Below are 17370 nucleotides of genomic sequence, written 5' to 3' on the forward strand. Positions count from 1 at the left end.
CGATAGATTAATTATTAGTCACAAACAGGAGTTTGCTATAGTTTAGGTATGTGTCCGATACGCATAGGCAATACTCGCATAAGCAAGCATACTGCTGTTTGTCTGAACCCTTAATTCAACGCCAAGTAACCATGAACAACAGATTCGTAATTACTGACGACCACGGCATTTTTCGCAGTGGTTTAAAACTGATCATTAGTGGTCTGTATCCTGATGCAGAAATCCTGGAAGCCGCCTCGGGATCGGAAGTGTTTCGGTTGCTGAACGCCAACACTGACGTGGATTTGGTGTTGCTGGATCTCAGCATGCCGGATAGCCAGGGGCTTGAGTTGTTACGCAAACTCAAGCAAGAGTTTGTCATGACCCCCTTCGCTGTTATTTCCGCCAGTGAGGAAGCGGCTTTGATTCAGGGCGCGATTCAATTAGGCGCGCTGGGTTATGTCCCCAAATCCTCATCGAATGCGGTTATCGCCAGCGCAATTCAGCTGATGCTTTCCGGCGGCGTGTATATTCCGCACGAGTTGCTACGCACCGGACACGACGAAGGCATGCCTACAGGCGACATCTGTTTGACTCCGCGTCAGCATGAAGTTTTGGGCCTGTTGGCGGAAGGGATGTCCAATAAGCAGATCGGCACTAAGCTAAGCATCGCGCCAGGCACTATCAAGGCGCACATTGCTGCTATTTTCAGAGAACTGAATGCCGCCAACCGCACCCAGGCGGTTCATCGCGCCAGAGAATTGAAGTTACTCTAATAACTTCTCTGCGCCATACGCTTCCCGTAGCCTTTGCGTCCTCGCAGAGCTGCGGGTAGCTCCTGTTTATACTCTACTCCCCCCAATCCATAATCGTCTTCCACAGCCACAGCCACAGCCACAGCCACAGCCACAGCCACAGCCACAGCCACAGCCACAGCCACAGCCACAGCCACAGCCACAGCCACAGCTATGATTCAGCTCAGCGGGCTTACTCGTTAGAAAGGTAAACTTATTGTGGAGGATGGTTGGTTCTCAGGAAGCTCAAAAGAGCTTCCTGATCCAGACGTTATTACGAGGTCTGAGGCGCACCCATTTTCAACACGGACATGCAAACCGAGCGTAATTGCGCAGGTTTGATTGGTTTGTGCAGTAGTGGGTAGGGGGAATCGTAAGCCAGTTTCACCCTGTCCGGCGCGGTATCCCCTGTTATCAGAAGGGAAGGAATATTAGAGCGGAAGTGCTGATGCATGCGTTGAATCGCGTCAAGACCGGTGACGCCAGCCTGTAGACGCAGATCGCTGATAATCAGATCCGGCTTTTGCTTATAGGACTTACAAAGATCCAGCGCTTCTTCGATGGACTTCGCGAGTATGGGCTGCAGTTGCCATGATTCCAGCAGCGCTTTCATTCCCAGCAGGATAGAGGCGTCGTCATCAATCACCAGCACTCTTTCATAGCGCAGTGGCGCAACAGTCGCCTTGGGTGGCGCGGGGCGTTGTGATTTGTTCAGTCCAAGCGGCGCGATGATCTCAAAGCGGGTGCCTTGCTCCAGCTGCGAAGAGAAGCGAATTGGATGATTCAGCAACTGACAGGTGCGTTTGACGATGGATAAGCCAAGTCCCAAGCCTTTACTGCGATCCCGCTCTGGATTGCTCAACTGCACGAACTCTTTAAACACGGAACCTTGATCGTCCGGCGGAATGCCGGGACCGCTATCCCAGACCAGCAGACGGGCTCGTTTGCCTTCACGCTTGCAACCAATGAAGATAAATCCGCTTTCTGTGTATTTAATGGCGTTGGAAACCAGATTCACCAACACCTGCTCAAGCAAATGCGGGTCGGAATAGATGAATGAGCGGCTGGGAACAATCCGCAAGTCCAAACCTTTGTCCATCGCCTGCTGGCGGAAGACCACTTCCAGGCGATCATAAATACGCTGTAGCGGGAAGTGTTCCTTCTTCGGCTTGAGTACGCCGGCTTCCAGCTTGGAGATATCCAGAAGTGAGTTGAACAGCTCTTTCATGGTTTCCAGGGAGCGCGCCAGATTGCGATGTATATCTTGCGCCTGTCTGGTGGTCAGTTGCGGCTGCAGGGCTTCGATAAACAAGCTCATGGCGTGCAGCGGCTGACGCAAGTCGTGGCTGGCTGCCGCCAAAAAGCGGGTTTTATCCTGGTTGGCTTTCTCCGCCTCCCAACGCGCCTGCTTGGCCGCCAGAGCGGAAGCTTTGGCGTCGAACTGTTGTTGCACGAACTTTTTGTTCAATTCCACCAGCTCGGATGTGCGTTCATGCACCAGCTTTTCCAGATGACGGCGGTGAGTTTTTATTTCGTCTTCGATTTCTTTACGGCGTCGCAGCTGTGAATCAATGCCCAGCAACATCTGGTTAATATGCGAGGCCAGTACGTCCAGCTCGTCCTGAATGCGCAGGGCTCCACGTAAGGGGAGCAAATGTCTGGCGGGGCGATTGTAGTTAATCTGCGCCAAGCGCTGCAGGATGCCATGTAGAGGGCGTTCAATGGCCTGGCTCAGTTGAATGCTGTGGAACAAGTAAAGGATGATGAGACAGGCCAGTCCGGTGCTCCAAAGAGGCAGCGTTTGCTGAGCGAGTTCTTCCATCAATACAGCGGACTGCAGCTCTACCCAAAGCTCGCCTTTTGTTGCGTTTTGAGGCGTTGTCGTGGCGGTCGGCAATTCAAAGAGTTGAGAGCCGATTACGGGTAAGAAGCCGAATATGGCGTGCCAGGGCCTGCCTTCCTTTCGCTCGATTTCGTAGCGCAGCAATACTGCGCCCTGCTTTTCCCGCAGAATGGCTTCACGCAACGGCAGCAGCTTATTGAGAGTCTGTAGAGTGGCGATGGCTTGCGACTCGTTTTTAGCCGCTAGCGCCGTGGCTAGATCGTCCTGGATGATAGAGACGCTGTTGTTCATGGCGCTACGCCACTTCTGTTCCAGCGTCAGCCAGCTCAACGCCAGCATGACACAGGCCAGTAACATGCCGAACAACAGGTAGGCCAACAGGGTTCTGCGCCTTAGCCGATGCGAAATGTATTGCTGATTATTGAGATTCATCCTGACGCCGCGCTGAGCTGTGAATTGGGAGTGGCATTGTGTAATCCGGTCAACTTCTTATAGCGCAAAATAATTATGGAGGCTCAGCCCCGAAACGCTCGCCGTGACAGTCGATCAGGGCGTTGAAGATGTGTGCGGGAAAACCGCGGCCGATTACAAACAAAGCCGGCGAATTGCGCATGATACTACGTCTGTCGGCAAGAATTAATCTCCCAACCCGTTTGGACTAGGCCCGTCTGGCGCGGCCTAGGCGGCTGTTTTGAAAATAAAACGTCCTACCAAACTGGCGCTATGTAAAGTGATAAAAAGTTCTTTCCTGGCAAGCGTCTACCTAGTGGCGAAGCAGGGCGTCGAGCTCGTCGATAGCCTCGCACCAGTCAGAGTCTTCCTCCCAGGCTTGCATGATGAACTCACGTTGCGCTTCATTCCAGAATGGCGCTTCGGCCAGGGAAACTGCGCTGTTTAGTGGGCTGTGACTGCTAATCCATTGTTTTACATGGGTTGGGTCGTTTTCCAAGCCTAGTTGGGCGAAGAGCGTATTCATATTATGTGTCGATGTATCCATCAGACGTCTCCACTTAAAGTTTGTGTCGAGCTTGTGATCAGCATCTCAATCCGTCCGCCGCAGCACTCAAAGTATAGGCGAAGTTCAAGCACAGCGGCCAATTGCGGGCGGCTGTCAATAATGCTCAATCGTGCCATAATGTTACCCGCTCCGGCCGCAGGGCTTCGCCGTCATTTTCTGAGCCGGGCGCCAGATCACAAGGGGACAGGGCGGGTGACGATCCGTTTTAATTCAAATCTATTGTTCTGCACGAGCTTGTCGGCATGAGGGCGAAGCGATGCGTCGTTCGTCAACAGCTTTGGTCGACGCGTTTAGGCGTGGCGCTTTTGCTTCTGCTATGGGGATGTCTGGCGCCGGTGAGCGCAGATGAAGGCGCTGCGGATATTCTGACCCCGTTCGAGCGTTCCTGGCTGCTGGCGCACCCCAATATCCGCATTGCGGGCGATCCCCACTGGCCTCCTTTTGAAATGATTGATGAGGAAGGTAACTACCAGGGCATCGTAGCGGATTATATTCAACTGCTTGAGCAGCGACTGAACTATCGTTTTGAGCGCACCCGTCGCGAGAACTGGACCGCGACCCTCGGCGCCATGCAGACCCGGGAGCTGGATGTTATCGCCGCCGTCGCGGTGACGCCTCGCCGTGAGGGACGCATGCTGTTCTCCGAGCATTACCTTTCATATCCGATTGTGATGGCGGTCCGTGATGAAATGCGCTTCATCGGTTCTCTGGAAGAACTGGATCGGGAGCGCGTCGCTGTCGTTAAAGACTACGCCAGCCAAGACTTTCTGCTGATCAACCATCCCAATCTGAATCTGGTGTTTGTGGACACGCTGGAAGAGGGGCTGCTGGGCGTCTCCAATGGAGATATAGATGTTCTGATCAGCAATATCCCCAGCATCAGTTATCTGGTCAACCATCTTGGCGTCAGCAATATCAAGCTGACGGGCATTACCCCGTACACCTATGACATCGCAATTGGCGTGCGGTCGGACTGGCCGATTCTGACGCGGATTCTGGACAAGGGGCTGAACACTATCACCACCGAAGAGCAGGAGGCGATCTACAAAAAATGGATCACCTTCAGCTATGAGGAAAAAATCGATTATGCGTTGGTCTGGCGCATCACTACCGTAGCAGTCGTGGTGATCATTATCTTCCTGTATTGGAACCGTAAACTATCTAGGGAAGTAGCCGAGCGGATTCGTTCTGAAGAAGCGCTGCGCAAGAGCGAAGAGCGTCTGCGGGCGGCGATGAAACACGCTGAGCATCTGGCGAAAGCGGCGGATTCCGCCAACAAGGCGAAAAGCGAGTTCCTCGCCAATATGTCCCACGAGATTCGTACGCCGATGAATGCGGTTATCGGGTATACCGAGCTGCTGGAAGGGCTGATCCACGACGCCAAGCAGAAATCCTATCTGGACGCCATCAAGAAGGGCAGCCGCGCTCTGCTGACCATCATCAACGATATTCTTGACCTGTCCAAGGTGGAGTCCGGCAAGTTGCGCATCGAATACGCACCTCTGGACCCGCACCGTTTATTGCAGGATGTGGCGCAGATATTTTCCGCTCGAATCTCGCAGAAAAAGCTGGATCTACGCATTGTGTTGGATGATCAGTTGCCGCACTCGCTGGTGCTGGATGAAGTGCGTCTGCGGCAGGTGATATTCAATCTGGTGGGCAACGCGATCAAGTTCACCCATGAGGGTTATATTTCCCTGAGCGCTAAGGCGTCCTCCATTCCCGGCGATGATGATCACATTGAGCTGGAGATTGCAGTCGAGGACAGCGGCATTGGCATTGCCCAGGATCAGCAGGCGCGGATATTCAATGCTTTCGAGCAGCATGAAGGGCAGAGTAACCGTCAATATGGCGGCACAGGACTTGGCTTGGCCATCAGCAAAAAGCTGGTGGAGATGATGAACGGAGAAATTGGCCTTAAAAGTGAGCTGGGCAAAGGCTCCCGTTTCGAAATTCGCCTGCATCACGTTTCTGTCAGCCAGCGTAAAGAAGAGAACAAATACGAGTTGCGCTCCGCCAAGGCTCCGCGCTTCCGTCCGGCGAAAATTCTATTGGTGGACGATGTGGAGACGAACCGCAAGTTGATCAAGGAATTCTTCAGCGGGACGGAGCTGCTTATTACGGAAGCCTGTGACGGACGCGAGGCGCTGACGCTGGCGCGTCAGGAGAAGCCGGATCTGATTCTCATGGACCTGCGTATGCCGCGCATGGACGGTTATGAGGCGACTCGCCTGCTTAAGCAGCATCCGCTCACCGCCAAGATTCCCGTCATCGCCTTGACTGGCTCCACACTGGCGGATGAGTTTGTGCGTATCGATCAGCTTGGTTTCGCGGACGCCTTACGCAAACCGATTGAACGCGCGCTACTGTTTAACGTGTTGACCCAATATCTGGCGGTAGTAAAAGCCAAGAAAGCGAAGGTGGAAAGTCCGCCAGTGCGTGAGCGAGCGAAACCAGAAGCCAAAGTGAAACAAGCGACTGAAGCGCAAGTAAACGCCATGGCGCAGCAGAAATTGGCGTCGGAGTTGAAGCAGGAGTTGTGGACCGATTGGGAAGACTTGAAAGACAGTGGCGATCTGCAGCGCGTGCAGGAGTTCGCCAGTCGTCTCAGCGCCATGGCTGAGACTTATGCCCATGAAGGATTGGAAGAGTACGCCCGTTCGCTGTCGACCCTGGCGTCTCAGTTCGATCTGCAGGGATTGCAGGCGCAGTTGGCGGCTTATCCTCAGGAGGTGGAGAAGCTGATGTCGGAAGCGGAAGATGGAGTCAAAAATACCGCATAACCTGTAGTAAGCACCCTAACTGACGGGAGATTGACGTAGTTTTTCTTCTCTTGCAGTCAAGTTTGCGTCGACTTTGTAAACCAATGAAAAACACGTTGGTTCGAGGCGATGCGATGAACAAGTTTGGCTAATAATTATGCAGTGTTCATTTGAACGCTTCAGGGGAGAAGGTCAATGGTACGTCAATGGTTCTTTGTTTTGATGATTTCCATCGGTTGCGCCCCAGCCGTTTTCGCAGAGTCGCCTACCCGACAGCTGCACCTGGCTCTTGCTGACATGGAGAGAATCAGCTCGGATATGTACTTCATTGGTTATCAGAGTGTGGAGCTCAGTCAGCCCGATCAATACGGTGTGAAGAAATACATGGTGTTGGATTTTCGGTTCGCTGAGCAATTGGCGCACAAAGACACCAATGCCCAGGTACGGCGAATTTGCCGGCGGGTGCTTGATAATCCCGTACTGCTGAAGGACCTGTCCTCGATGGGATACGAAATGGTGTCGGTGGCCTTCGACGAAGCCGACCAGTTCGATTGTCTCTGATATTACGTCAGCCGGCGCGGAAGCGTCGGCTACGCCTCATCCTCGCTTCTGACGCACAAATCCAGCACTTCTCCTTCATAGCTGCAGGTTACGTGCATGGACATGGAGCGGCAGCAGATACGGCAATCTTCGTAATAATCCTGAATCTCGGTGGAGCAGTCGACAGCGACAGTTTGGGTTTCTCCGCAATAAGGACAGGAAACCTCACAGTAACGCAACATTTCTACTTTCTCGGGCAAATACAGATAGGTATTTAAGTGATAGATCAAAAATTGCGCTTAGGCAAGCGCATTTGGCTTTATCACGCATTCTGCAGCGTCCGCTGGCGCATGAGCCCCAGCAGCATCAGGTAAAGCGTGGCGGCGGCGAAGCCGGCGAGCGTGCCCGTCAGGACTCCCAGGTTGTCGTAGGTCAAAGCTACCGTCAGGGTGTATGCAAGCAGAGAACCGAGTCCAATGGGGTAGAACTTGATGAGCGTGCGAGCTGGCTCTGGTCCATAGCTCAGGTGAACGATGAGCAGAAGAGGAAGAAAGGTCACCGGGAACGCCGCAAACAGTCCCGCCAATAAGGTATCGCCCAGATAGGCTAAGGCGGTAATCGCCAGCACCAGGACTGAGGACAGAAAGCCGCGCAGAAATAGCACCGGATAGGTCAGACGCACGGAGGCGGCGATATTCACTGAAGGGATATTTCTATAGGCGACGGCGATCAATGTGACGCCCACGCCGGCTACCGCCAGATTACCCCACAACCCCCCACTGATCAGACTGAGTGCGCCATTCGCCACAATAAACGCCAGAATGCCCGCCAGCGGCGCAAAAACTGCGGAATAGGGGAGTTTGAGGCAGAACAAATAGGCGGTAGTCATCGCCAGCGCCGCCAGGAAACCAAGTAAAGCATGAGAGGCGCTGGCGGCGGCGAACCCTGGCCCCTGTTCTATCCCAATAAACGCCAATGCGATGGCGGTGCCCAGAGGAAAACCGGACAGCAGTCCGGCGGTGCGAGTGCTTACTCTCTCGGCGACCCAGGCCAAGCCCATTACCGTCGCCACCGTGGTGACAACTTTGGCTGCCTGCAATATCAGGATGTCCACAAGAGGGCTCTGATGACAGCAGATGCAAAAGCCGTTTTGAGATGGCGCGTTTCTATGGAGTCCGGCCTCTAGTAACTCTTCTCACTGGCGAGTCCGGCTTTGGCCTGTTTAGCCATTTCCACCAGAACTTGTCGCGCCTCATCCGTTGAATGAATCGAGCGAATCAAGGGGACGGACAGTTTGCAGGAGAGGCTGTGAGCGATCACCTGCAGATAAAGCTCGTGGCTGGTGATCTCCGTCAGCTCTGCGGACACCACGTCATGGACGCCGCCATAGTAGCGAACGTAATTACAGAGGGTCTCTGCATGGTCGTCGTTCATGTGTTGAATAATGCCGGCTACGTCTTGGGTGGAAAGGGTCATAGCTTCAAGTTCCGATGGTTATTAATATGGCAATGATATTGGCATGTTAATAATCAGGCGCTGTCGTTTCAGACAAATAGAAGGAAGCTATTTGTCTGCCTGATTAATCGTATGCTTTGGCGGCGCTATAACAGGTCGCTTGCAGCCTATTTCCGACGTCACGCAGCCGCGCCGTCAGGAAATCCTCGAACCAGCCGCCGATTTGCGGCAGGCTGATCAGTAAACGATGGTTGTCATCGACAAAATGCAGAGTGCAACGATGCTGGCTTCCCCATTTGAGCACATTTTGCGGCTCAATCAGATGGTCCCGCCAGCCATGCACAACTTCCGTATGCGGCGCAGACGGCTCCAGCCAGGGTTCTGCATAACCGGGCAGGCCGATCGCCGGGGCCAATAAAAACAGGCCTTCGACGGGATAGTCCCGGGAAACTTTCAGCGAGACATAAGCGCCCATACTGGAGCCGACCAGAATCAAACGCTCATCGCCGGGCAGTTGTTTCAGCAAATGCTCCGCTCGCTCATCAGGGTCAGACATGCCGCGATAATCCACGCTGGTGATGGAGAAGCCCATGCGTCCCGCGATATCCGACAAATACTGAATCTTTCCGCCCCAGGGACCGCTATCCCGGCCGTGGGAAAAAATGACCCGCCACATTGTTTATCCTGTCGCTTCTTCCAAATTTGTCGAGAGTAAGGCGTTACAACCGTTAAGCGTCGCGCCACTTTATATTGCAGCCCATACTCGGGCGTTGATCAGAGGCAATTTCGCCGCCGTTTAATAGCGCGTCCACCGCCTGACGTAAATCTTTTCCAGTAATGGGCTTGTCGGAGCCGGGACGGCTGTCGTCGAATTGCCCCCGATAAACCAGGCGACGTTGGGCGTCGAACAGAAAAAAATCTGGCGTGCAGGCGGCGTGATAGGCTTTGGCGACTTCCTGCGTCTCGTCGTATACGTAGGGGAACACATATTTGTAGCGCGCCACTTCCAGCGCCATGTTTTCCGGGGAGTCCGCCGGGTAGGCGCTGGCGTCGTTGGCGTTGATGGCGATAACGCCAAGGCCCTTGGTGGCGTAGTCGCGGGCGAAATCCGCCAACGCTGTTTTCAGATGGATGACATAGGGACAGTGATTACAGATGAACATCACCAGTAGCGCAGGATCGTCGCTGAAATCCGCCAGCGACCAGTGGCGTCCCTGAGTATCGCTAAGATTAAAGTTCGGCGCGCGGGAGCCCAGTGCGAGCATGGTGGAAGAGGTCAGGGCCATTGTAGTCTCCTTCTTTGTTTTCCTGGGGGAATTTAGCGTATTGACTGGCAAGGCTGACGGGTAGAGTTTACCATTAAAAAGAAACTGAAGGAGATATGAGTGGCGCAATACGAATTGGTGTTTACTGGCGGCTTGGTGGACGGTTTTCCCCTGGACCAGGTCAAGGAAAATGTCGCTAAGTTATTTAAGGCGTCGCCTGCGCAGGTGGACCAGATGTTCTCCGGTAAGGCTGTGGTGCTGCGCAATCGCCTGGATGACGTCACCGCCCAGAAATACAAAGCCGTACTGCATAAGAACGGCGCCGTTTGTTTGATTCGTGAAATGGGCGCGCCGGAGGCCTCAGAGCCTGCGCCAGCGCCAACTGCGCCTCCATCCGCGCCAGCACAGCCCGTTGTTCGCGAACCCGCACCGCAGGCGGCTGCGCCCGTCAAGCCGGTTAAATCTTCTGCGCCAACAGGCGGTTTGCCTGTCGCTGGCGAGAAGGTGGATGAGATTCTGTCAGATGTGGATTGGGATATCGCCCCGGTCGGGACCGCGATGGCCGAGCATCATGAGACTCCGCCTCTCCTTGAGCCGGATTTGTCGCACCTGCAACTGGCCCCAACCGGCAGCGATCTTGGACAGAAGAAAAAAGATCCGCCGCCGCCAGCTCCCGACACCAGTCACCTCAAGCTGGAAGAACCCCGCAAATAGGATTCCGGCCCTTTAAACGCCCGGCTTAATGCAAAGGCCCCATCAGCTCGTAGAATTCTTCAGGGCAGGGGCCGCTGTATTTTTTATAGCGAATCGCTCGAAATTCCTCTCCTAGCTGCGGTCTCGGCGTTCCCGACGGCGTCGGATAGATAAACTCCAGATCTCCGGGATAAAAGCTCATCAGCCACTGGCGGGGATAAACCTCCAATACTTCCGCGACGCCTTTTAGCGGACGGAAGACGCAGGTTTCTTTCTGCTTTGGTTTGCTCCGACGAGCCGGCGGTTTGGGCTCTGGCGCTTCCGGTTCGGGAGCTGGCTGCGCCTCTTCGACAGCCGGCATTTCCGGCTGTGGTTCGGGGGCGTCGGGTTGCGTGGTTTTTCCGGCGCAGCCAGCCAGTAGCGCCAATCCGAGCATCAGCGGCAACGCTTTTCCATATCTGGAAGAATAAGGCCGCGTTAAACGACCGATCATCTGTTCTGTTCTCACCGCCGCGTCTGCGCTCTCACACACTCAATAACTTGCTGACGCTGACTTTCCGCATAGGAGGCCAGGATGGATTGCAGGCTGTGCTCGTCACGTTGATGGATGGCGTCCAATGAGCTGCGCATGTAAGACAGATTGTCTTCTATGATTTTTGGGCCCTGACGCAAGGCCATAAAGCTGCAGCGCTTGGCGGACGGCCAAAGATCGTTGACCATGTTGATAATGAAATAGTTATCCGCGTAGACCAAAGAGGCTTGAGTATATTCCACGCCGATTTTATGGAAATTCAGCAGGTCGCCTTTTTCGAAGCAGGTTTTCATTTGCGTATAAAGCGATTCCAACCGTTCCATATCATGAGGACGCCAGCTACGCACCAATTTGACGCCGGTGTGACCCAATATCAGCAGCAGGGTTTCATACAGGCTATCGACAAAGTGCTCGTTCAACTCCGTGACGAAAGCGCCTTTGCGGGGCACATTGGTCACAAGGAAGCGCTTTTCCAGCAGCAAAAGCGCTTCCCGGATGGAGCCGTGGCTGACTTCCAGCTCTTTGGACATGGCGTTCTCGAAGATTCTTTGGCCGGACTGCAACTGGCCGAGCACGATGAGATCTTCCAAATGCTGGGCGACCTGCTCGGTCAGCGTCTCCTTGGGTTTGAACGTCATTTTTACCCCGATGCGGGCGAAAGAAAGATGGGATAGGGTTACAGGGCGCTAATGGTTGCATAGAAATTGCTTGAAGAAAACCGCAGAAGCCGCAACCTGCGGGCGGTTTACGGTTTTAACGGATAACAAAGTGTTCTCAATAAATAACTTAAAGTTATATGGAACGGCGCCGATAACTCTGAAGCAGACTGTGCGTTTCTATAAAGCCTCAGGCAAAAAAAGCGGAGCCGCATCCGGCTCCGCAAGCGCAGCAGATAAAGAACGTTCCCATACACGTCGACTACACACGAACGAGAGCAATCGCCAGTGTCTGACGCTCAATCGGGGGCGTCCTTATAAACCAGTGTAGACCGTTCCCGGTCATTTACCATCTGGGAAATTCCCCGTTCGCCCCGTCATTCGCGGGCGGACGGGGAATTGACTCCGTATTTTTCCCGTTTTATGCGAATTTGTGTTTTAGCGCAGCTCTATTTCATATTAAGCAGCTTCGGAAAGTCCTTGATAAAGCCGCATTTCCGCCAATTGGTCAGCTATTTCACTGGTTGGCGCGCGCTGTTGTTCTGATTGAGTAAAGATTTCTGTCAAGGTGTTGGCGATTCGCGCTGTTTTGTCGTCAATGAGTAACTGTTTATTGCCGCTGTGGTGCAGCGACGCATAAATCAGGCCTCCGGCGTTGATGACGTAATCCGGCGCGTACAGAACGCCGCGCTGGTGGAGAGCGTCGCCGTGGCGGGTTTCGCCGAGCTGGTTATTCGCTGAACCGGCGACAATAGCGCAATGAAGCTGCTCCAGCGTTTTATCATTGATGACGCCGCCAAGGCCACAGGGGGCAAAGACGTCGCAAGGCGTGCGATAGATATCCGCAGGACTTGTCGCTTCCGCATTGAACTCTTCCTTTACGCGTTGAATGCGGGCGGAGTCGATATCCGTGACGACCAGTTTGGCGCCGGCCTGATAAAGAAACTTGCATAGAAGGTAGCCGACATTGCCGACCCCTTGCACGGCGACTTGTACGCCGCCCAGGTCGCGCTTGAGCTTGTAAGCGACAGCGGCTTTGATGCCTTCAAATACTCCGCGGGCGGTGTATAGAGACGGATTGTCTTCGTCGCTGGTGCTGGTGACATGATTGGTTTCGCGACGGATGTAATCCATTTCCCGGGCGCTGGTGCCGGAATCGATCGCGGTGATGTAGCGTCCGTTGAGAGATTCAATAAAGCGGCCAAATGTGCGGAAAAGTTTTTCCGCATCGTAAGCGCCTTTGGGTTTCATGATGACGGACTTGCCGCCACCCTGCTCCACGCCCGCCAGCACAGCTTTGTAGCTCATGCCTCTGGCTAGCCTAACGGCGTCAAGCAGGGCCGCCTCCGTGGAATCGTAAGAGATAAAACGGCATCCGCCCAGGGCGGGACCGAATCGGGTATTGTGAATAGCGATAATCGCTTTGAGCCCACTGTCTGCATCGTCTCTGACATGCAATTCGTTGACTCGATATTTGTCGAGCAGATCAAACATGACTGCACTCCTCTTAAAAACTCACGTTACAGCTAAGGGGGAAGGAGACTTGTGGTCGCCGCGCCTTGCCGGAGCCGTGAAAGGTGATAACCTCGCGTTAACAGAGGAAACGCGCTTTTTTATTTTGGGCGGATGCGCTTTGCTGTAGGAAGCTAAGACTCCGCGTTAGGAGTTATTTCCCGCTCTAAAGACGGGGCATAACCTCGTTTGAGTATAAAACGACCTGGCCGCTTAATAAACCCGCTGCCAGGTCCGGGAAAAATACTGGCGCAGTGACAGAGCGAAGCGGCTTGGCTATGCTCTTAGGTATCGGAGAAACCCATTAAAAATAAATAATTAAGCTGGCGCTCCAAAGCGTAGAGGAGATTCCGGCCGTGCGTACGATTGAAGAACTTGCGCTGGCGAATGAATTGATGAAATGGGCGTACGTGAAAAAACTCACGTTGCACCCTGACTCTGAGGATTTATCCGCCATTCTCGAACAGCACCCTAAATTAGTGGTGACGATGAATCATGGCCCGGCGCTAGGCGCGCTGGCGGCGGCGATTGCCCTGATGCACGCGTATTTGCGCAATGGAGGCGAAGAGCGTGTGCCTTTTGCGTTGACTTGGCGAGGTTACTATCAGGCGCCTGTGCTGAAGCAGTTTTTTACGATGCTGACACAGGTTGATCGCGCCTTGTCGTTTAATGATGTCCTGCGGTTGATGCGGGCCAGCCGCTACACGGACTGCCTTATCATGCCGGAAGGCGAGAATTGCAGCTTCGGCGATGGCCTGAACGTGCAGCCTTTCCTGAGCCCACGCTTTATTGAGCTTTCCTTGCGGTCGCGCGCGCCATTGTTGCTGTGTCTGCATCAGGGAGCGGAATCCTGGGCCAGATCGGTGCGCATCCCTCCATGGCTATTAGGCGTGGGGAGGCTGTTGCCCAGAAACATGGAGCAGCGGCTGCGGGATTCGCGCATGCTCAGCATTCCCCGTTTTCCGCGCAAACTCAGTAATCTGAATGTGATGTTCCGACTTTATCATCCTCGCCTGTTGGAAAAAGATCTCAGCGACGACGCCTCGATCAGGACGCGTCAGCTCTGGCAGGAGGCCTGGCAGATCCACGCTGTCATGCAATCCCATATTGAAAAAATGGCGCAGGCGACGGCGCCCAGCTTACATGGAAATGACTATGAACTTCACTCAGGAGGTTAGCGCGTGGCTGTCGGAGAATGGATATGGCGAGCTTGAGTCATCGCAGTCCGTGGGGGGAGGTTGCATTAATCAAACTCTGGAAATTCACACCAGCCACAAAGAGCGGTTCTTCCTGAAATATCATGGCTCGCCGCCGGTAGGGATGTTTTCGGTGGAGGCGCGTTCACTGGATATATTGCGCGAAGCCAAAGGCGTGCGCGTTCCGGTGGTGATCGCCAATGCGGAGCACTATCTACTATTGGAGTGGGTGGAGCCTCACGAGAGAGCGCCGGACTACTGGACTCGCTTTGGCGAGGGGCTGGCGAAGCAGCATCAATCTGTGGCACCGGAATTTGGCTTTGGATTCGCCACCTATTGTGGAACCACCTTGCAGCCCAATGATAATTACACCGACGGATATGTTTTTTTCGCACAGCAGCGTTTACTGTTTCAAGGGCAGCTCGCCTACGACAGCGGTAAACTGGATAGCGGCTCTATGTGGCGTTTGGAAGCCTTGTGTCGCAAGCTTCCCGAACTGGTGCCACAGCAGCCGCCATCGCTGCTGCATGGTGATTTATGGTCCGGTAATGCGCATCAGGATGAAAACGGCGCTCCCGTCTTGATTGATCCCGCCTGCTATTACGGTTGGCGTGAGGCGGAGCTGGGAATGACCATGTTGTTCGGCGGGTTTGGTGAAGAGTTCTACGCCGCCTATGACGCGGCGTACCCGCTGGAAGAAGGTTGGCGCGACAGAGTCGACATCTACAACCTTTACCATTTATTGAATCATCTCAATTTATTTGGCGGCGGTTATGCCGGGCAGGTGCAGCGCATATTGGGCGCGTACACCTGATTGGCGCGTTTAATCCATCGTCAGTACGATTTTGCCGCGCACGTGTCCGCCTTCCAACATTCGATGGGCCTCCGCCGCTTGCGCCAGCGGGAAGGTCGCTTGCACTTCCACGCGCAACTTTTCCTTGGCGGCTGAGGTCAATAACGCCTGCAGACGACGCGGGTCGGGGTGTACGGTATAGCCGCTGGCCTGTTTCCCCTGAACCTTGGCCGCATCGCAAATGGACGTGGCGCTGATGGTCGGCAAGGTCACCAATGCGCCCTTGGGGGAGAGGAAATCCAATGCCGCCAAGCCCGTTTCTCCGCCTACGGCGTCAAAAACGAAGTCCATATTGCGCAGTTTTTCCAGCTCGTGCGGATTGTGGTAATCCACAGGAGTGACGCCCATGCTGTTCAGAAAATCATGATGGGGTTTTGACGCAGTGCCCCAGACATGAGCGCTTTTGCTTTTCGCCAATTGCGCGGCGAGATGCCCAACGCCGCCCGCCGCAGCCAGAATAACCACTTTTTGCCCTGCGCACAGCGCGCCGACTTCGAATAACCCCTGCCATGCGGTCAAGCCAGCCAAAGGTAATGCGGCGGCTTGCACATAGGAAAGCTCCGCAGGAATTTTGACCAGATTGTCGGTGGACAGGGCGATGTACTCACTGTAGCCGCCAGCGGGCAGAGGGAAATTTACCAGGCCGCAAACCCGGTCGCCGGGTTCAAAGGACAATCCCGCGCCGTTCACTTCAACGATCTCTCCGGCGATATCGTACCCAGGCGTCCAGGGCATACGTGTTTTGACCTTCTCAGCTACGAAACCCAAGCCTCTGCGCGTTTTATAATCAATAGGATTGACGCCGCAGGCGCGCACTTTGATCAGTGCTTGATTGGGGGCGGGTGTTGGGATTTTCGCTTCGCTCAGTCGTAACGTGGATGGGTCGCCAAATTCACTTATCTGGACGATCTTCATGGGGGAAATACCTCCTGTGAACAACCTCTAAAGACGGCCTCACTGCAGGTGAGTATTATTCTTTTGAGTTATTTAAACGTTATTTAATGCGGGCAAGTATACCTTTTCGGGGAGTCAGTTTCAGTGCGGCGGTGACCTTTATTTATTTGTGTTTTAATAGAAAAGGCTTGACGCAGCGTTGAATTGCGGGTGGATTTTTAATTGTGAATGAATAGATTATTGTATATAGCGCATAAGTTATGCGGCGGATATGCAATGGAGCAGAAAGTTTGCGTGAGTAATCACCAGATTGAGATAGGTACTCCCCGCTCTGGGATTGTCGGGGGTTAGTGCTAAAATGCCGCTCAGATGACAACCTCAAAACAACGAACATATTTAGTCTCGTTACAGGAATTCGAATAATGAAGCTGAAAGCAGCCCTGATTGGATTAGTTGGCGCAGTGAGCATCCAGGCGTTAAGCGGTTCGGCCGGGGCGCTGGAGCTGACTTGGAATCCCAAGCAGGATATTGTCGGTAGAGAACATCGATTGGTGGCGAAAAGAGAATACACCTTCGTCGATCTCGGCGAGCAGTACAATTTTGGGTTTAATGAACTGGTGAGCGCCAACCCCGGCGTTGACGCCTGGTTGCCTGCGGAAGGCGATGAAATTGTCATTCCCGGACGCTTTATTCTCCCACCGGGATTGCGTAATGGCATCCTGATAAACTTGGCGGAATACCGCCTCTACTATTTCCAGCCTGATAAGAAGCGCCTTTACACCGTACCTATCGGTATCGGCACTGTCGATTTCCCTACGCCGATCATGGACACCAAGATCGTCACCCGCATGAAAAATCCAACCTGGTATCCGCCAGAGTCCATTCGCCAAAGACAGATGGACGAATATGGCGAGCAATTACCCAAAGCGATCCCCGCTGGGCCGGATAACCCATTGGGCTCCTATGCGTTCAAGTTGGATGCGGACAGTTATCTGATTCATGGCACCAATAAGGGCGTGGGTATTGGAATGCGCGTCAGCCATGGCTGTATCCGTCTGTATAACTGGGATATCAAGCAGATGATGTCGCTAGTGCCGGACGACACTCCGGTCAAAATCATCAATCAGTCCGTCAAGCTGGCCGTAGACGATGGCAAACTCTGGATGGAAGTGCATGCAGAGGCTGATGTTACTGAACAAAAACTGCGGGAAGAGTATACCTATCAACTGCTTAAGCTACAGTCGACTGGCGTCAGTGTGATGGTGGACGAAGAGAAGGTGACGAAAGCGCTGGCGGAGTTGAGTGGCCTTCCTTCGCCGATTGGAGAGCTGCAGCCGTCCCTGGCCGCAAGCATGTCATCCGGTTCGTAAAGAGCCGG

18 protein-coding genes are annotated in these 17370 nt (G+C 53.9%); 7 read left to right on the forward strand and 11 right to left on the reverse strand.

From position 1 onward, the window contains the following. The first annotated feature begins 131 nt into the window (after positions 1–131). Positions 132–755, forward strand: a complete 624-nt coding sequence (locus tag ACQYWX_RS01450; RefSeq protein WP_011394293.1) for a response regulator transcription factor — start codon at positions 132–134, stop codon at positions 753–755. Between the two features lie 292 nt (positions 756–1047). Here the strand turns inward: ACQYWX_RS01450 and ACQYWX_RS01455 are convergent, their stop codons facing one another. Both ACQYWX_RS01455 and ACQYWX_RS01460 read right to left on the reverse strand, forming a co-directional pair. Further along, a complete protein-coding gene (locus ACQYWX_RS01455; RefSeq protein ID WP_216735488.1) occupies positions 1048–3048 on the reverse strand; it encodes an ATP-binding response regulator in 2001 nt (666 codons plus the stop codon). A 331-nt stretch (positions 3049–3379) separates the two neighbouring features. Continuing rightward, positions 3380–3613, reverse strand: a complete 234-nt coding sequence (locus ACQYWX_RS01460) for a DUF2789 domain-containing protein (RefSeq protein WP_279500229.1) — start codon at positions 3611–3613, stop codon at positions 3380–3382. 263 nt (positions 3614–3876) lie between these two features. Between ACQYWX_RS01460 and ACQYWX_RS01465 the strand changes: the two genes are divergently transcribed. Both ACQYWX_RS01465 and ACQYWX_RS01470 read left to right on the forward strand, forming a co-directional pair. Further along, a complete protein-coding gene (locus tag ACQYWX_RS01465; RefSeq protein ID WP_431687642.1) occupies positions 3877–6417 on the forward strand; it encodes an ATP-binding protein in 2541 nt (846 codons plus the stop codon). 174 nt (positions 6418–6591) lie between these two features. After that, positions 6592–6957 carry a hypothetical protein gene (locus tag ACQYWX_RS01470; RefSeq protein WP_216735491.1) on the forward strand — a complete coding sequence of 122 codons (366 nt, stop codon included), beginning with the start codon at positions 6592–6594 and terminating at the stop codon, positions 6955–6957. 29 nt (positions 6958–6986) lie between these two features. Here the strand turns inward: ACQYWX_RS01470 and ACQYWX_RS01475 are convergent, their stop codons facing one another. The 5 genes from ACQYWX_RS01475 to ACQYWX_RS01495 form a co-directional block, all read right to left on the reverse strand. Then, positions 6987–7226: a CPXCG motif-containing cysteine-rich protein gene (locus ACQYWX_RS01475; RefSeq protein ID WP_279500221.1), complete on the reverse strand. Its 240-nt coding sequence runs from the start codon at positions 7224–7226 to the stop codon at positions 6987–6989. A gap of 32 nt (positions 7227–7258) precedes the next feature. Next, positions 7259–8050, reverse strand: coding sequence for a hypothetical protein (locus ACQYWX_RS01480; RefSeq protein WP_431687643.1), 792 nt, complete (start codon positions 8048–8050; stop codon positions 7259–7261). 68 nt (positions 8051–8118) lie between these two features. Beyond that, positions 8119–8412, reverse strand: coding sequence for a DUF2470 domain-containing protein (locus ACQYWX_RS01485; RefSeq protein WP_127968028.1), 294 nt, complete (start codon positions 8410–8412; stop codon positions 8119–8121). Positions 8413–8515: 103 nt separating this feature from the next. Next, complete coding sequence (locus tag ACQYWX_RS01490) at positions 8516–9067, reverse strand: alpha/beta fold hydrolase (RefSeq protein ID WP_431687644.1); 552 nt, start codon at positions 9065–9067, stop codon at positions 8516–8518. A 52-nt stretch (positions 9068–9119) separates the two neighbouring features. Next, positions 9120–9677 carry a thioredoxin family protein gene (locus ACQYWX_RS01495; protein ID WP_431687645.1) on the reverse strand — a complete coding sequence of 186 codons (558 nt, stop codon included), beginning with the start codon at positions 9675–9677 and terminating at the stop codon, positions 9120–9122. Positions 9678–9776: 99 nt separating this feature from the next. On the opposite strand from ACQYWX_RS01495, the gene ACQYWX_RS01500 reads away from it, so the two are divergent. After that, positions 9777–10370 carry a hypothetical protein gene (locus ACQYWX_RS01500; RefSeq protein WP_431687646.1) on the forward strand — a complete coding sequence of 198 codons (594 nt, stop codon included), beginning with the start codon at positions 9777–9779 and terminating at the stop codon, positions 10368–10370. A gap of 25 nt (positions 10371–10395) precedes the next feature. On the opposite strand, the gene ACQYWX_RS01505 is transcribed toward ACQYWX_RS01500, so the two are convergent. The 3 genes from ACQYWX_RS01505 to ACQYWX_RS01515 all read right to left on the reverse strand — a co-directional run bounded on the left by ACQYWX_RS01505 (position 10396) and on the right by ACQYWX_RS01515 (position 13031). After that, positions 10396–10842, reverse strand: a complete 447-nt coding sequence (locus ACQYWX_RS01505; protein ID WP_431687647.1) for a hypothetical protein — start codon at positions 10840–10842, stop codon at positions 10396–10398. Positions 10843–10853: 11 nt separating this feature from the next. Then, positions 10854–11519 carry a GntR family transcriptional regulator gene (locus tag ACQYWX_RS01510; RefSeq protein WP_431687648.1) on the reverse strand — a complete coding sequence of 222 codons (666 nt, stop codon included), beginning with the start codon at positions 11517–11519 and terminating at the stop codon, positions 10854–10856. Between the two features lie 477 nt (positions 11520–11996). Continuing rightward, a complete protein-coding gene (locus ACQYWX_RS01515; RefSeq protein ID WP_431687649.1) occupies positions 11997–13031 on the reverse strand; it encodes a Leu/Phe/Val dehydrogenase in 1035 nt (344 codons plus the stop codon). Between the two features lie 374 nt (positions 13032–13405). Here ACQYWX_RS01515 and ACQYWX_RS01520 point away from each other — a divergent pair, with 374 nt between their 5' ends. After that, positions 13406–14227, forward strand: a complete 822-nt coding sequence (locus ACQYWX_RS01520) for a hypothetical protein (protein ID WP_431687650.1) — start codon at positions 13406–13408, stop codon at positions 14225–14227. Continuing rightward, positions 14205–15059, forward strand: coding sequence for a fructosamine kinase family protein (locus tag ACQYWX_RS01525; protein ID WP_279500209.1), 855 nt, complete (start codon positions 14205–14207; stop codon positions 15057–15059). Before ACQYWX_RS01520 ends, ACQYWX_RS01525 begins: the two co-directional genes overlap by 23 nt. Before the next feature lie 9 nt (positions 15060–15068). Here the strand turns inward: ACQYWX_RS01525 and ACQYWX_RS01530 are convergent, their stop codons facing one another. Further along, complete coding sequence (locus ACQYWX_RS01530) at positions 15069–16013, reverse strand: NADP-dependent oxidoreductase (RefSeq protein WP_216735502.1); 945 nt, start codon at positions 16011–16013, stop codon at positions 15069–15071. 401 nt (positions 16014–16414) lie between these two features. Between ACQYWX_RS01530 and ACQYWX_RS01535 the strand changes: the two genes are divergently transcribed. Continuing rightward, positions 16415–17362 (forward strand): L,D-transpeptidase family protein, encoded by a 948-nt coding sequence (locus ACQYWX_RS01535; protein WP_431687651.1) that lies wholly within the window; start codon positions 16415–16417, stop codon positions 17360–17362. Positions 17363–17370: the final 8 nt, after the last annotated feature.

The organism is Hahella sp. NBU794, assembly GCF_050749805.1.
Taxonomy (GTDB): Bacteria; Pseudomonadota; Gammaproteobacteria; order Pseudomonadales; family Oleiphilaceae; genus Hahella.

Coding starts and splice junctions, on each gene's coding strand:
- ACQYWX_RS01490 (WP_431687644.1), bottom strand. CDS start 9,067: ATGTGGCGGGTCATTTTTTCCCACGGCCGGGATAGCGGTCCCTGGGGC.
- ACQYWX_RS01495 (WP_431687645.1), bottom strand. CDS start 9,677: ATGGCCCTGACCTCTTCCACCATGCTCGCACTGGGCTCCCGCGCGCCG.
- ACQYWX_RS01450 (WP_011394293.1), top strand. CDS start 132: ATGAACAACAGATTCGTAATTACTGACGACCACGGCATTTTTCGCAGT.
- ACQYWX_RS01515 (WP_431687649.1), bottom strand. CDS start 13,031: ATGTTTGATCTGCTCGACAAATATCGAGTCAACGAATTGCATGTCAGA.
- ACQYWX_RS01530 (WP_216735502.1), bottom strand. CDS start 16,013: ATGAAGATCGTCCAGATAAGTGAATTTGGCGACCCATCCACGTTACGA.
- ACQYWX_RS01465 (WP_431687642.1), top strand. CDS start 3,877: ATGAGGGCGAAGCGATGCGTCGTTCGTCAACAGCTTTGGTCGACGCGT.
- ACQYWX_RS01535 (WP_431687651.1), top strand. CDS start 16,415: ATGAAGCTGAAAGCAGCCCTGATTGGATTAGTTGGCGCAGTGAGCATC.
- ACQYWX_RS01460 (WP_279500229.1), bottom strand. CDS start 3,613: ATGGATACATCGACACATAATATGAATACGCTCTTCGCCCAACTAGGC.
- ACQYWX_RS01470 (WP_216735491.1), top strand. CDS start 6,592: ATGGTACGTCAATGGTTCTTTGTTTTGATGATTTCCATCGGTTGCGCC.
- ACQYWX_RS01525 (WP_279500209.1), top strand. CDS start 14,205: ATGAACTTCACTCAGGAGGTTAGCGCGTGGCTGTCGGAGAATGGATAT.
- ACQYWX_RS01455 (WP_216735488.1), bottom strand. CDS start 3,048: ATGAATCTCAATAATCAGCAATACATTTCGCATCGGCTAAGGCGCAGA.
- ACQYWX_RS01505 (WP_431687647.1), bottom strand. CDS start 10,842: ATGATCGGTCGTTTAACGCGGCCTTATTCTTCCAGATATGGAAAAGCG.
- ACQYWX_RS01485 (WP_127968028.1), bottom strand. CDS start 8,412: ATGACCCTTTCCACCCAAGACGTAGCCGGCATTATTCAACACATGAAC.
- ACQYWX_RS01510 (WP_431687648.1), bottom strand. CDS start 11,519: ATGACGTTCAAACCCAAGGAGACGCTGACCGAGCAGGTCGCCCAGCAT.